Consider the following 15,315-nt stretch of genomic DNA (forward strand, 5'->3'; position numbering starts at 1 on the left):
AACCCGATATGCCACAATACAAAGCGCCCTTACGTGATATGCAATTCGTTTTGCATGAATTATTAAATGCTGAAGAACACTTTTCAAAACTCCCTGCATTCCAAGAAAACGTAAGCCGTGAGTTGGTTGATCAATATTTAGAAGCTGCTGCAGATTTCTGTGAAAACGAATTATCTCCACTCAACCAAGTAGGTGACCGCGAAGGTTGTACTTGGAATGATGGTGTAGTTACTACTCCAACAGGCTTCAAAGAAGCATATAAAAAATATGTAGAATTAGGATTCCCATCTTTAGCTGCTGAAGAACAATATGGTGGTCAAGGTTTACCAAACTCTTTAGGCATTATCATTTCTGAAATGATCGGCTCTTCGAACTGGGCATGGGGTATGTACCCAGGTCTATCTCATGGCGCAGTTCGTACAATTGAGCACCATGGTACGGAAGAGCAAAAAAATACTTACTTACCAAAACTGATTTCAGGTGAGTGGACAGGTACCATGTGTTTAACAGAATCTCATGCGGGTTCTGACCTTGGTATTATCCGCACAAAAGCTGAACCTAATGCAGATGGTAGTTTTGCGATTTCAGGTGAGAAAATCTTTATTTCCGCTGGTGAGCATGACATGGCGGACAACATTGTTCACATCGTTCTTGCGCGTTTACCAGGTGCTCCTAAGGGAACCAAAGGGATCTCATTATTCATCGTACCTAAGTTTAACTTAACTGCTGATGGTGAAGTTGGCGAGCGCAACGCTGTTCGTTGTGGTTCGATTGAACATAAAATGGGTATCCATGGTAACGCAACATGTGTGATCAATTTTGATCGTGCAACAGGTTACTTGATTGGCCCTGAAAACCGCGGTCTGAATGCAATGTTCACCTTCATGAACACTGCACGTATTGGTACAGCTGTACAAGGTTTGTCTGCTGCTGAATCATCTTTCCAAGGTGCTTTGGCATATGCGAAAGATCGTTTAGCAATGCGTTCACTTTCTGGTCCTAAAGCACCTGAAAAAGAAGCAGATCCAATTATTGTGCATCCAGCAGTTCGCAACTTAATCTTAACGCAAAAAGCATTTGCTGAAGGTGGTCGAGCTCTAGTGTACTACCTTGCTCACTATGCTGATATCGTTGAGAAAGGCGCGACTGAAGAAGAACGTAAATTTGCAGATAATATTCTGTCATTATTAACGCCAATTGCTAAAGCATTCTTAACTGAAGTTGGTTATGAAGCTGCAAACAAAGGCGTACAAGTATTTGGTGGTCACGGCTTCATTTCAGAGCATGGTATGGAGCAAATCGTTCGTGATACACGTATTGCTTGCTTATATGAAGGTACCACTGAAATTCAGGCACTTGATTTGTTAGGTCGTAAAGTACTGCAAACTCAAGGTGCGATGTTGAAAGATTTCACTAAAATCATTCACAAATTCGCTGAAGCAAACAAAGATAATGCAGACTTGAAAGAGTTTGTTGAACCTTTGGCTGCACTCAACAAAGAATGGGGCGATTTAACTATGCAGATCGGTATGCGCGCGATGCAAAACCCTGATGAAGTCGGTGCTGCTGCAGTAGATTACCTATACTTCTCTGGTTATGTAACGCTAGCATTCTTATGGGCTCGCATGGCTCAAGTTGCTCAACAACAACTTGCAGCAGGTTCAACTGAAGTTGAATTCTACAATGCGAAAATCACAACAGCTCGCTTCTACTTCAAGAAGATCCTTCCACGCGTTCGCTCACATGTTGACGTAATTGCAGGTGGATTAGAACCATTAATGACTTTGGATGCTGAACATTTTGCATTCTAATGATCCATATTAAATATGTGTAAAAGAAAAAGGACAGTCATAGATTTGGCCGTCCTTTTTCTTTATAAATAAATTCGAGATATTAACCTTTAGTCGTCTAACAAGTCCTAATATGCTTCGATAGACTGCTAAGAACTAAAGATATTTAAACAAAAAAAGGTGAACGAAAATGCCAATCTATAATGCGCCTCTTACAGATATGAAGTTCATTTTGAATGATGTATTTCAAGCTGAACAATTTTGGCAATCAAATGAGAATTTAGCTCATATTGATGCTGCGACAGCTGAAGCTATTTTAGAAGAGATGGCTAAATTCGCTCAAAACGTAACCCTTCCCCTAAATCGCACAGGTGATGAAGAAGGCGCAACTTATAATAATGGATCTGTTACCACACCAGCGGGCTTTAAAGAAGCGTTCCAACAATATGCAGAAGGTGGTTGGATTGGCTTAGGTGCTGACGAAGAATGGGGCGGTCAAGGCATGCCAAAAATGCTGACTGTGCTTGCAGATGAAATGCTTTTTGCAACCAACCCATCATTTATGCTTTACCCACTTCTTTCTGTGGGTGCGGGTATGGCATTAAATAGCTATGCTTCTCAAGAACAAAAAGAAACCTATCTTCCTAAAATCTATTCAGGTGAATGGTCAGGTACGATGTGTCTCACAGAGCCTCACGCAGGTACTGATTTAGGCATTATTAAAACTAAGGCCGAACGTAATGAAGATGGTACTTACAACATCACGGGTACGAAAATCTTTATTACCGGTGGTGACCATGATTTAGCTGAAAATATTATTCACCTTGTATTAGCAAAAACGCCTGATGCTCCTGCTGGTTCACGCGGTATTTCTCTGTTCATTGTACCTAAATTCTTAGTGAATGAAGATGGTACCTTGGGTGATCGTAACCCTGTAGGCCCTGGTTCTATTGAACACAAAATGGGGATCAAAGCCTCTGCAACATGTGTGATGAACTTTGACGGTGCAAAAGGCTATTTAGTCGGTAAAGAAAACGAAGGTCTTGCTGCAATGTTCGTGATGATGAACTATGAACGTTTGTCCATGGGTATCCAAGGTTTAGGCGCTTCTGAATTTGCTTATCAAAATGCTGCTCAATACGCCACTGATCGTTTACAAGGTCGTAGTGCAACAGGTGTGAAATCTCCGAATAAACCTGCTGATAGTATTCTTGTACACGGTGATGTACGTCGTATGCTCTTAAATGCTCGTGCGAACAATGAAGCTTCACGTGCATTTGCAGTATATGTAGGTCAACAACTTGACATTACAAAGTTCTCGACAGATCCAGAAGCAGTTGCAAAAGCAAATAATCGTGTTGCTTTGCTCACACCAATCGCAAAAGCATATTTAACAGACACTGCTTTCAATGCGACACTAGATGCCCAAATGGTCTTTGGTGGTCACGGCTATATTCGTGAATGGGGTATGGAACAATGTATCCGTGATCTTCGTATCTCACAAATTTATGAAGGCACGAACGGCGTTCAATCACAAGATTTGATTGGTCGTAAAACGATTAAATGTAATGGTCAATTCATCGCAGAATATATCGAAGAAATTCGTGACTTTGCAAATGCATTAGATGCGGACTTAAATTACATCAAAGATGCCACTCTTGATGCTGCAACTGAACTTGAATCGATTACACAAGTTGTTCTTGAACGTGCTGCTGAAAATCCTGATTATGCGAATGCTGCTGCGGTGGATTATTTACATGCGGTAGGCTTACTCAGCTTTACCTATATGTTTGCTAAAATTGCTAAAGCTGCGAGTGAAAAATCAGGTGAGTTCTATGAGAACAAATTATCTTTGGTGAACTACTACATCCAACGCGTTTTACCTGAATTAAATACACGTTTAGCTCGCATCAAAGCTAGCTCTGAAATCGTGATGGGATTTAGCGAAGATTACTTCACAAATCAATCATAAGTTTTATCTTAAAAAAGCCTGATTCTTCAGGCTTTTTTTATCTGAAATTTGCTTATTTTCAAAGCAACTCATAATAGTCTTCCCTGCTTAGGCGTAAGATGAGCATGAATTTTGCATCACTCCAATGAAACCATCAGGTTTTTTCAGAGGAGGAGATGTCATGAGTAAAAAAGATATTAGCGTAGAAAAAATCGAATCCTTATTAGATCGTTTTGGAAATCTAGCAGTAGAGAGCTTCCACTATATTGCGCTCTTTATTATTGGCTGCATGGTAATTTGGTCTGCAGGACATACCGTGATTGATATTCTTAAGGTAAAACAATATGCAACGATTGATGACATTCTGTTGTTATTTATCTATTTAGAGCTAGGTGCGATGGTAGGTATTTATTTTAAGACCAATCATATGCCCGTCAGATTTCTGATCTATATCGCCATCACTGCCCTGACACGTCTGTTAATTTCAGATATTCAACATGACCATAAAGCTGATATTGATTTAGTCATTATTACAGGATCAATTTTAATCCTAGCATTCGCTATATTGGTCGTGCGTTTTGCTTCTTGGAATTTTCCATCAGTGATCAGAGATAAACACCAAGATAAACCTTTACCATTTGGAAAAACACCACGCCCTGAAGATGATGAGTTGGCTTAGATAGAGATGGTTTAGGCAAGTTGGAACAAGCATCTAACGATCATTTGGCATCTGGATATATCGACCATTTTGGTATATCCAATGCATTCCAACTTGTGGTGCAGGAAGACCATAACGACGCCAATCTGAAATCAGCATATACTGACTCATTTCAATAGTACCACCCTGCCCATTTACGAAACTTGACTGCTTGCTAGAATATGTCGTCGTGGTCGGTAAAGACTGTTGATAGATCACTGTAATCCCATTCTGCTGCGGATACGCTGGATAAGGAGGATATGGTCGCTGTAATTGAGGTCTATTCTGAGCAAAACGTGGTTGTTGCAATGGGACTGGCTTACTTAGACGATCTGCATTACCAGTATATATTGGAGTCTGTGTTGGTTTTACAGGTCGAACCTTAGAACCTTGGTAATTACCCCAACTATCTGCAAAAGTATGACTCGTTATTAAAAGAATCACTGAACCCAATAGAGTCTTAACCAATAATGTATTGTTCATCTCTATTACCTCATTCCAAATTTAAGATTACTTTTATTTTCAAAATTCATTCTAAAGCTTAAATATAGATCAATCATGTAGAAATCTTGAACATTATTTAAAATTTTAAATTTAATACTTTAGACCTTGTATTTATCTGCATGAGTCTGTTTGTAAATCTGCTAGACTAACCATTTTTAACTTTGCGAGATTATCCACCGTGCCTGAAATGAGTTTTGATCGCCTGCACCAATTTTTTTGTAAAGTTCCGAGTGTCCAAGAAAACTATATCGATTCTTATGGCACTGATGGTGAACATGCATGGTGGTTTAAATTTCAAATCAATATCGACCATGCCTTAGCTTGGCAAACGGTTCAAGAACTTGGTCATGTATTGAATTACATTTCTAAAAATGAACGCCTACCCACTCAGTTTTTACCTGTGTCTCCTCCACCCTATATGAATGGTGAGGCGAAACAATTCTTATCTTGGGTGATTCAGTGTAATCATCCTGATTTTACGCCAGATGTGGTTTGTGATTGGTTAGAAGCACGTTTACCTCAACCTGTTGAGGATGAGTCTAAGTGGAAAATTAAAACCGATATTAAAGAGCTCGATCAGATTGATGATAAGGAACTCGATAAATTAGTTCCACCGAATCCATAAATGAAAAAATCCCTCTTTCGAGGGATTTTTTTAGAAGGTTGAGAGACCACTCCATTCCATGAATCGATAAATGGCATATTTCATTTTTGAATCTTCTGCATATTCTGAGTAATCAACACTCATTTGCTTACCCTCTAAATTCATCCAAGCAGTATCAAAATACTGTACTGCATCTTTAAAAACTTGCTGATTTGAAGAGCCAATAACACGTAAATCAGTTTCTAAATTATAATTTTTCAAATTACGAGCAGTAAAATTAGCCGACCCCAAAATCAGTTCAACCTGATTTGAACTACGCTTAGTAATCATTTTTGAATGGCACTGCTCACCTTGTGTATTACACCAGCGTACGTCTATTCCAGCTTTATAGAGCTCTGTCGCGACAGGACGATTTGGAATACCATTTTTAGTACGTCCAAATGCATCTTTGTTCGGGTCTAGTAATACACGAACTTTAACACCGCGTTGGTGAGCTTTAATTAAGGCTTCAATAATTTCTCGCTCTGATAAATAGAACATTGCCAAATCTATTTTTGCATCAGCACCTTGAGCAGATTCAATCAGTTTCAGCACTTCATCATATATTGCTTTTTCTGTCAGTACTTGCACTTGTGGCAACTGTTTATCTTCTGGTACATCTCCCACAATAACCATTGGAATATTTGCTTTAGAAAATAAAGCCACTGATTGTTCAGTTTTTAAAATATCGACAGCTGTATGCCCTTCGACCACAAGTGCTACATTAGAATGGCTTGAGCTTCCATCATGCAGATTCATCGAAGTCACTAGTGTTTTCCATCCCTCGGATGTATCCACTATGATGGTTTTACGATGGTTCGCTTTAAAATTAAAAAGATTTAAATAACTTCGAATGGTAATTTTTTCTTCCCCGAAAGGATTACTTAACCAACCTTTCTCAGCATTATTTCCTAAACTCTGACAACAAAAATACCAAATGCCCGACCACAGTGGATTCGATGCGCGTAATGGTGATAAATCTGTTTCTATGACATCAATTCCTGCTTGTCTGAGTTGTCGATAGTGCTCTGGGATTATTCCACCATAAACTGAATTTATAGGATCAGTGATTAATTTAATTTCAATATTCGGTGTTAGACGCTTTTTTTGAATGAGTGCTTGAGTCAGTTCTTGTGTTAATGCGCGATGTTGATTTTGAGACTGACCAGTTTCAGGATTGAACAGAAACATATCTAACACAATTGTGGTTTGCGCTTGCTCAATAAGATTGAGAATTTCATCAAAAATCTGATGCTGCTGTCGCTGACCCGCCGTATCTATATAAGTTTGGTCTGCTAGGAATTTCACATTTGCATGCCGTAATTTACCGGAATAATTAAGCCCTTCTGGTAATGGTTTATAAATATGATAAAGCGCTGAGGCTAAATAGCCGATGGTCAGCATACCGAGAATCAGACCAACATAACGTCGGTTTGACCAATTTAATTTTTGGTGAATTCGTTTAAATAGACGCATAACAAAAAACCTAGTCCGATACTTTCAGACTAGGTTTTAATTTACCTTTTTTCAAGCATTAAACTGTTTTTAACACGTTGGAGTAAATTAGAATCCGTATTCAACACCAACGGTGAAATTACGTCCAATTTGTGGAATATTCGATAAAAATGAATTGTGCGAATAAACCTGATCATCCAACAAGTTATTTGCTTTTAAATAAACCCGATAATCGTTGCGATTGTTTAACTGCCCAGCATAAGACACACCAACATTGACCATGTTATAACCTTGGGTTTCTTTTTCAAAGTCAGCAAATTTATCTTGCTTGAATACATGATAATACTCAGCTAAACCAGACCAACCATCAGCAAAATTGGTTTCCACCTTTGTACCAAGTCGTCCAGCAGGAACACGTGGAGCATTTTCCCCCTCTATCTTGCCTCTTACATAATCACCAAACACACTCACCTTGTAAGTATCATTAATTTGATAGCCTAGCTGAGCCTCAGTTCCATAAAAACGTGCCTTATCCTGCGTATATTTAAGTCCACGTAAATTGCCTTGTTGAGCTACAGTTGCACCATAAATATAGTCATCAAACCAATTGTGATAAACATGAACATGATAATCGAGCTGATCACCTTCATAATGGAGACCTAACTCTAGATTATTTGATGTTTCCTTATCAATATCTGGATTACCTAGCTCATATGTGTTTGTTGCAAAATGAAGACCATCTGCATATAACTCTTGAGCTAGCGGTAAACGTTGTTGATGAGACCCCACTAGAGACAACTTATAATTTGGCGCGAACTCCCAATTAGCTGCAGCTGATCCTGAAACAGCAGTCCCTGAGTAGTTCTTTTGATTGGAATCGACATCAATTTTTTGATGGTCTACACGAGCGCCCAATTCGACATGCACAGGACCAAGCTGTTTATGTTCTAGTGCAAATAAACTGTACTTATTGGTTTTTGTATCCGCCATCAGAACATCATGACTATGACCATGATGTTCATGATCGTGATCACTATGATCATGGTCACCATGATCAACTTCATCATGGTCATGTCCCTCAGGCGCATTAAGTTTTATTTTTTGCTGAGATGCTTGTACACCTACAACACCCTCCCAACCTAACAACGGTATATGAACCAACTCTAAACGACCATCATAACCCTTACTTTTAAAGTTACTAATAACTTCATTTTCTTCTAGTTCATCATGCTCGTAATCTGTAAAACTTAAATGAGCTCGCAGCTTTTCAAATCCTTTTAATGGATCATTTAATTCAGTTCGCAAATCATAGCGTTCAGATTTTAAGTCAACCCATGGACCTGCAGCATTTTCGTGTTCATGGTCGTGCGCTGAAGTAGGTGGTGGACAATGGAAATGATCTCCATGCAATTCACATCCATGATATTCATGACTATGACCTGGTAATCCATATTTATCTTGTCGATTACTATATGACAGCCCCACAAAACCTCGATCATGGATCCATGAGCCGCCGACATTAACTGTTTGACCTTCTGAGAAGGTATTTTCTACACGTTTTGCACTTTCACGATGAGGCTCTGTCTCACCCTCATGATGATGTTCAGTGAAGTAACCTTTAAAAGGGATATAATCATTGGCTTTATGCTTCGTGCCTTCAACACGAAGTGCAAAATTTTCACCTATAGCTGCTGTTACACCTGCACTCGCAAGTTTTTCATCACTCCCAGAGTTGTAGCGGACGCCCACTTGCCCCTCTAGACCATTAGCTGGCATTTGTGTCGGTATTTTTTGATCAGTCACGTTGACTAAACCACCCACAGTTCCAGCTGCGTACAGTAATGCTGAAGGTCCTCGGATAACTTCCACTTGCTTCGCCAAAATAGGATCAACCGTTACGGCATGGTCAGGCGAAAGTGTTGATACATCAGCAGTTTCAGAAGCATGCTGTAAAACTTTTACACGCGGTCCATCTTGGCCACGAATCACAGGACGACTTGCACCTGTTCCATATTGATTAGAATAAACACCCAACTCATCGGCTAACGCATCACCTATGGTTGTTGGTCTTTCAGATAATTTTTTTTGATCAATCACATGATCTGCTACAGCGAAGTCAGCAGCTGTTTGAACCAATGGATGTGCGGTAGAAGAAATTGTATCTAATTGAACATTTTTTTGTTTTTGATCAGCATGTGCTGCGGATGCTATCACTGCCAAGACGGAGGCAGTAATGATATTTTTATGAAAGTTCATACGACAAGCTCAAAATTCGAGAATTTACAATTGTTGTTATAATATAACATTTCAACCAAACTTCAATCATATTTCATTCATTTACTCCAAATTAATTACCTTCATATAATTAAACCAATGGGTTACATATCAATGTTAATCTATAAAATTCGGATAGCATTTTTTTGATATATTTCAGCAATGCCCTTTACAATTTCACATGCTGTACTCGCACCAATTTTGCATAAAGCATCGAAAGCAACACTTCCTATTTCTGCTCTAGCAATTGGTTGCATGGTCCCTGACTTATTTCGTCTTTTTACAGACGAACATATCCAAATCTCACATCAATGGAGCGCATTGCTATACCCCAATTTATTGGTGGGAATGGCATTCTGTCTATTGTGGTATGCACTATTACGACCTACTTTTTTTAGATGGATTGGTATTTACAATCCCTTAAAACTCTCGAACTTTAGATCTGTCTTTCAATTCTTGGTGCTGATCAATATTTCATTAATCTTGGGTATCAGCAGTCATATCCTTTGGGATGGTTTAACTCATGTTGATTACAGAACCTTTGCTTTTCATGATCTATTAGCTAAGCAAATCAATCTTTTCGGACAACACTACTCCCTCCATCGAATTTTACAGGTCGGTACCTCTATTATCGTTTTACCCTTTATTTTATGGTTTGCAAAACAGTATTTTTGTACTTACCGTCAACCATTCAGAGTAACTCGTTCTATCACTATTTTTGCTGTGGTATCCGTGCTAATTTCAATATTAGGTGGATTATTTGGATTTATTCATTTCAACTCTAATTACAATACAGCCATTTTAAATGACCTATATGGTTACATTGGCTTCTCAATTAATTATTTCTTTAGAGGCTTTCTATTGACGTTTGCGATTTGTGCGCTTGTTTTTCAAATCCTAGATCAATTGGAATTATTCGAAGGATCGTCTTAATTTTAAATTTGCATTAAATAATTGGGCTTTCATAATCTTCTCCTTGTGACTGTAGTCTCAAAGAGGCATAATTCACCCTTTGTATAAAGGCGTTACGCTGTTTACGTATACGCTTTCATTAACCCATATAGTTGGATTTTTAACGCTATGATGCGAACTCATTACTGCGGTTCATTAACCGAAGCTCAAATTGATCAAACCGTTACACTTTGCGGATGGGTACACCGTCGCCGTGACCACGGTGGTGTAATTTTCCTTGATATGCGTGACCGTGATGGTCTAGTTCAAGTGGTTATTGATCCTGATACACCAGAAGCTTTCGAAACAGCTGATAAAGCTCGTTCTGAATTTGTTTTAAAAATTACTGGTCGCGTTCGCCGTCGTTATGCTGGTACTGAAAATGCCAACATGGTGAGTGGTCAAATCGAAGTATTAGGTAAAGAAATTGAAGTTCTAGCAGCGTCTGAAACTCCACCATTTCCATTAAATGATGATAATACTAATATTTCAGAAGAAATTCGTTTGAAGTATCGTTTCTTGGACATTCGTCGTCCAGAAATGTTAGAGCGTTTACGTTTCCGCTCTAAATTAACAAACCTTATTCGTAACTATTTCGAAGAAAATGGATTTTTAGACGTTGAAACACCTATTTTGACACGTGCGACTCCTGAGGGTGCGCGTGACTATTTAGTTCCAAGCCGTGTATCAAATGGTAGTTTCTACGCTCTTCCGCAATCACCACAGTTGTTTAAACAATTGTTAATGGTGGGTGGTATTGATCGTTATTACCAAATTGCTAAATGTTTCCGTGACGAAGACTTACGTGCTGACCGTCAGCCTGAATTCACACAAATCGACGTTGAAACATCGTTCATGAGTGACGATGACATTATGGATTTAATGGAACGTTTAACAGTTAAGATGTTTAAAGAACTTCTTAATGTTCAATTTGATAGGTTCCCACGTATGACCTATGCAGATGCAATGCGTGACTATGCATCTGACAAGCCTGACTTACGTATTCCACTTAAACTCGTTGACGTTGCAGATTTAATGCAAGATGTAGAGTTCAAAGTATTCGCAGGTCCTGCTAAAGATCCTAAAGGTCGTATTGTTGCGCTTCGCGTACCGGGTGCAGGCTCTCTTCCACGTAGCCAAATCGACGAGTACACTAAGTTTGTAGGTATCTACGGTGCAAAAGGTTTAGCTTATATTAAAGTCAATGAGCTGGAAAAAGGCATTGAAGGCTTACAATCTCCTATCGTGAAATTCATCGAGCCAATCGTTCTTGATCTATTAAAACGTGTGGGTGCTGAAAATGGCGATATCGTATTCTTCGGTGCAGATAAAGCGAAAGTTGTAAACGATGCAATGGGTGCTTTACGTATCAAAGTCGGTCATGACATGAAGATGGCAACTTGCGAGTGGGCACCACTTTGGGTTGTTGATTTCCCAATGTTTGAAGAAACTGATGATGGCAAATGGACCTCTGTTCACCACCCATTCACGCTGCCTAAATCTAGCGTAGAAGAAGTGAAGAACAACCCAGGTGCAGCATTATCTGTAGCTTACGATATGGTGCTTAACGGTACTGAAATCGGTGGTGGTTCACTTCGTATTCACAACCTAGAAATGCAAAAAGCAATTTTTGAAGCTTTAGGTATTGGTGAAGAAGAAGCAGAAGAAAAATTCAGCTTCTTATTGAACGCTTTACGTTATGGTGCACCTCCACACGGTGGTTTAGCATTCGGTTTAGACCGTCTTGTGATGTTAATGACAGGTGGTTCTTCTATTCGTGATGTGATTGCATTCCCGAAAACGAAAACCGCGGAATGTCCTTTAACACAAGCTCCTGCACCAGTTGAATCAACTCAACTTCGTGATCTTGGTATTCGCTTACGTGAAAAACCAAAAGCTGAATCACAAGAATAACGTTTTGTTGATCTAAATAAAAACCCTGCAACTGCAGGGTTTTTATTTCATTGAGATAAACGCTCAAAAATGGCATAATCTCAGAAAATATTTAAGAGTTCATTCATATGGCTATGCGTCCTGATGTTCGTCGTCATACAATCATTATTATTGTATTTTGCATCGTGCAATGGGCATTTATGCGTTATATCTTGAATGAACAATTATTTAACCTCACCACTTATCAGCGTATCGTGTTCTTTAGTACGAGTAGTTTTATTGCAGCTTTTGGTTCAATCGCCGCACTTATTTATATGGTGATTAAAGGAAATGCGGATAAATAAGCATTGAGCTTACTTCCCTCTTCATTCTTCTCTTGCTTAAATTAAGTCAGTATTCATCTAACAAGATTCACCTATTATCAATAAATTATTAATTTTTAAATATAAATTAAATACTTAAGGGTTTAAAATTTTTAATAAAAACTTATGTCGATCATATTGGTGCACTATAGGAATCACAGATTGATCTTTATTGACTATTTTGCCATCTAACAAAGATATCTCTTCTTGCGAAAATAACCCTAAAGTTATTATATTGGAATCATTGGGTTGGCAGAATTGAATATTGGGTATACGACCATCGAATATCAACTTATTATGCATGGCTTGATCATAAATTCGATTCGACATGATTTTATATGGAATATTACAAAACTCACTTATCATTAACTGAATATAAGCAAGCATTGACTCTCGATCACCATAGCTTACTCCTGAACATGAAATCTGCTGCATTCCCATTTGCTCTAAGACTTCTACACCGTATGCATCTTTAATCCAGTCAGCGTTATAAGCCTCATCCTTTAATTTAACCTTTTGTTTTTCCATCCCGACATACAATCCATGTACGATGCCATCAAGTGGTGGAGCTTGGAAAATTACATCCCGAATATCAGATAAAAGAATTTTTTGAGCATTTGGACGAAGTCGAATCGCTTTTTGATACTCAAAGAAACGACCTACATGAGGATAACTCGCATAGTTCAAAGCGATTTCTTTCCAACCTTGCATTGGAATTTTAGCTACAAATTGAAAAAACAGAGTGGCGCAACGTCGTGCCAACTTATGTTTGTGTAATCCAACATAATTATTACGATAGTGTAGCTTACCCATAGAACTAAATTGGTAATTAATAGTGTAGTGTTGAATATGCTTTAAGTGTTTTCTATATTCTTCTAATTGTTTACGATAAATGATTAAAACAAGTTCACCATCAAATCCAGTATGATCTAAAGAGTTTATGAACGCTAAAATTTGAGAAACACTGTAACCTGTAGCAGCAGCTAGAATAACCTTCTCATCACCCATCGATATTTTTCCTATTTAAACTTAATTGTTCGGTGCTGATATACATCCAACAGTTGCTGAATGAGTCTAAACCACTCCCGTACAACCTTTTGTTTAAACGTCAATTTCTGCTTGATATGCTGTACTTGAATATCAAAACGCTTACGACGATTCTGCTCTAAACTACTTTCAAAAATTTCTTTTTGTGTAGGCTTTAATATATCGCTTTGAATACACAACCCAGGACTTAATTGATATGGAGTATACTGAATTGACTGATCAAATAATTCAAAAACTATATGATCAACAGCCACCATTTCATCAAGACTTCGAGCATATTGCAATAATTGTTCACAAGCCTTTCTAGATAAAATATAGCCAGCACAACCTAAGTGTATACCATTCAGCTGATACAACGCTCGTTTACCAGGTACTATAGCTTGCTTTTGATAAGCCATTTTTATTTTTTTTGAGAAAACTTCAAGTTTGATTATATGTGTATCTTTTGGTATCCAATTATAATTCTCTAAAAGTAGATGACTCTCTTGACCCAGGTAAACATCATCTTCAAATATAGTAATAAAATCAAATTGCTCATCAACTGCTTTTTTCCACAAAGTGAGGTGACTCAATAAGCAAGCTATTTCACCTTCTGTAAGCTCTGTCTTTTGAAAATTTAGATCTAATAAGTTAATCGATTTCTGACTAGAATCAGGTGTAATCGCATTAAAAAACTCAAAACCAACATTTTGACGATTGAATTCAATGCTTATGTGTTCACGTCGGCTCTTAGCAGTCTCTAAGCTAATAACAAAATTTTTCATAATTCAGCTACTTAAACTCTACTTTTCTAGCAAACAAACATAGCCTCAACTTATGAATCAAACGAAGAAATTCTCGTTTGATTTTTTGATCAATGCTCAACATTTGTTTTGGTACTTTAAAATTGTTGCGGAAAGCATCTAGCGAACTAACGAGCGTAATTTCTTGCTTGAGAACTTTCTCTTGTATACAAATCGCAGGTTCCAACTGATAAACAATATAATCATTGTGTTTAAGCAAATCAGAGAATAGTATGTGATCCAATGGTTTCAACGTTGTTTGATGCTGAATATAGTTTAGAATATTCTTTATGGCTTTTTTCGAAAGTATATATCCCGCAGCCCCAAAGTGATCTGTTTTTAGCTCACTTATTACATGTTTTTCTTTACTTAATTTTGATTTTTTTAAAATTACTCTCTCGAAGAAAGTTTCAATCTTTAAAATATCTATATTTTGTTCTAACCAACTACTATCCTTTAAAAATAATGATGCATCTTCAGTTAAAAAAATGTCATCTTCAAAGATCGCAACATAATCCAAACCATCATTCAGCGCTTTCTTCCAAACAGTAATATGGCTCAATGCACACGCCAATTCACCTTCACTAATTTTAGTCAGGTCAAAAAAATCAAAATCGGATTTTATAATTTCGTAGGCTAAATCGGGAGTTAGAGCGTCAAAAAACTCAAAATCAATTTTTTTTGCGTGAAATTCCTCAGTGATATGACTCCTTCGCTCATGAGCAGAAGGTAAACTTATAACAAAACTCTTCATATAAAATTGGGGATCTACTTTTTACTAAGCTTATAAAATAAAAAAAGTTAATAGATTATGGTTGTTAATAAATTTCACATTCAACAGTTCTAGTATGAAAAAAACATATACATTATACTTTAATTTAGATTAATTAAAAAAATATCTATCCATAAAAGTTAGTTTTTCTAGTTTGTCTAATTACACATTAGAACATTTGCAATACATTTAAA

At 37.6% G+C, this 15,315-nt stretch carries 13 protein-coding genes; 7 read left to right on the forward strand and 6 right to left on the reverse strand.

Translation table 11 applies throughout. The features are described from left to right. The first annotated feature begins 8 nt into the window (after window positions 1-8). From AC1M9K_RS10620 to AC1M9K_RS10630, 3 genes are all read left to right on the forward strand, one after another. The gene (locus tag AC1M9K_RS10620) at window positions 9-1,811 is read left to right on the forward strand and encodes an acyl-CoA dehydrogenase C-terminal domain-containing protein (RefSeq protein ID WP_481589243.1); all 1,803 of its coding nucleotides are present in this window, start codon (window positions 9-11) and stop codon (window positions 1,809-1,811) included. Between the two features lie 169 nt (window positions 1,812-1,980). Further along, window positions 1,981-3,762, forward strand: a complete 1,782-nt coding sequence (locus AC1M9K_RS10625; RefSeq protein ID WP_092767569.1) for an acyl-CoA dehydrogenase C-terminal domain-containing protein — start codon at window positions 1,981-1,983, stop codon at window positions 3,760-3,762. Between the two features lie 160 nt (window positions 3,763-3,922). Continuing rightward, window positions 3,923-4,420: a phosphate-starvation-inducible protein PsiE gene (locus tag AC1M9K_RS10630; protein WP_481589244.1), complete on the forward strand. Its 498-nt coding sequence runs from the start codon at window positions 3,923-3,925 to the stop codon at window positions 4,418-4,420. A gap of 33 nt (window positions 4,421-4,453) precedes the next feature. Here the strand turns inward: AC1M9K_RS10630 and AC1M9K_RS10635 are convergent, their stop codons facing one another. Continuing rightward, window positions 4,454-4,921 carry an RcnB family protein gene (locus AC1M9K_RS10635; protein WP_481589245.1) on the reverse strand — a complete coding sequence of 156 codons (468 nt, stop codon included), beginning with the start codon at window positions 4,919-4,921 and terminating at the stop codon, window positions 4,454-4,456. 199 nt (window positions 4,922-5,120) lie between these two features. Between AC1M9K_RS10635 and AC1M9K_RS10640 the strand changes: the two genes are divergently transcribed. Beyond that, window positions 5,121-5,567, forward strand: coding sequence for a hypothetical protein (locus tag AC1M9K_RS10640; protein ID WP_092767573.1), 447 nt, complete (start codon window positions 5,121-5,123; stop codon window positions 5,565-5,567). Window positions 5,568-5,597: 30 nt separating this feature from the next. On the opposite strand, the gene AC1M9K_RS10645 is transcribed toward AC1M9K_RS10640, so the two are convergent. Both AC1M9K_RS10645 and znuD read right to left on the reverse strand, forming a co-directional pair. Continuing rightward, window positions 5,598-7,061 carry a phospholipase D family protein gene (locus AC1M9K_RS10645; protein ID WP_481589246.1) on the reverse strand — a complete coding sequence of 488 codons (1,464 nt, stop codon included), beginning with the start codon at window positions 7,059-7,061 and terminating at the stop codon, window positions 5,598-5,600. 87 nt (window positions 7,062-7,148) lie between these two features. After that, complete coding sequence (gene znuD / locus AC1M9K_RS10650; protein WP_481589247.1) at window positions 7,149-9,296, reverse strand: zinc piracy TonB-dependent receptor ZnuD; 2,148 nt, start codon at window positions 9,294-9,296, stop codon at window positions 7,149-7,151. Window positions 9,297-9,476: 180 nt separating this feature from the next. On the opposite strand from znuD, the gene AC1M9K_RS10655 reads away from it, so the two are divergent. The 3 genes from AC1M9K_RS10655 (at window position 9,477) to AC1M9K_RS10665 (ending at window position 12,502) form a co-directional block, all read left to right on the forward strand. After that, window positions 9,477-10,247 (forward strand): DUF4184 family protein, encoded by a 771-nt coding sequence (locus AC1M9K_RS10655; protein WP_481589248.1) that lies wholly within the window; start codon window positions 9,477-9,479, stop codon window positions 10,245-10,247. A 147-nt stretch (window positions 10,248-10,394) separates the two neighbouring features. Then, window positions 10,395-12,179 (forward strand): aspartate--tRNA ligase, encoded by a 1,785-nt coding sequence (aspS, locus tag AC1M9K_RS10660; RefSeq protein ID WP_180028273.1) that lies wholly within the window; start codon window positions 10,395-10,397, stop codon window positions 12,177-12,179. A 107-nt stretch (window positions 12,180-12,286) separates the two neighbouring features. Further along, complete coding sequence (locus AC1M9K_RS10665; RefSeq protein ID WP_035265580.1) at window positions 12,287-12,502, forward strand: hypothetical protein; 216 nt, start codon at window positions 12,287-12,289, stop codon at window positions 12,500-12,502. Between the two features lie 114 nt (window positions 12,503-12,616). Here AC1M9K_RS10665 and AC1M9K_RS10670 read toward each other — a convergent pair whose 3' ends face one another. Genes AC1M9K_RS10670 through AC1M9K_RS10680 form a run of 3 tightly spaced genes read right to left on the reverse strand, consistent with a single transcriptional unit; the run spans window position 12,617 to window position 15,103 of the window. Then, window positions 12,617-13,528, reverse strand: coding sequence for a hypothetical protein (locus tag AC1M9K_RS10670; protein ID WP_481589249.1), 912 nt, complete (start codon window positions 13,526-13,528; stop codon window positions 12,617-12,619). 11 nt (window positions 13,529-13,539) lie between these two features. Then, window positions 13,540-14,331 carry a glycosyltransferase family 25 protein gene (locus AC1M9K_RS10675; protein ID WP_481589250.1) on the reverse strand — a complete coding sequence of 264 codons (792 nt, stop codon included), beginning with the start codon at window positions 14,329-14,331 and terminating at the stop codon, window positions 13,540-13,542. A gap of 7 nt (window positions 14,332-14,338) precedes the next feature. Beyond that, complete coding sequence (locus tag AC1M9K_RS10680; protein WP_481587166.1) at window positions 14,339-15,103, reverse strand: glycosyltransferase family 25 protein; 765 nt, start codon at window positions 15,101-15,103, stop codon at window positions 14,339-14,341. Window positions 15,104-15,315: the final 212 nt, after the last annotated feature.

Source organism: Acinetobacter sp. 24-47-67, assembly GCF_056779735.1.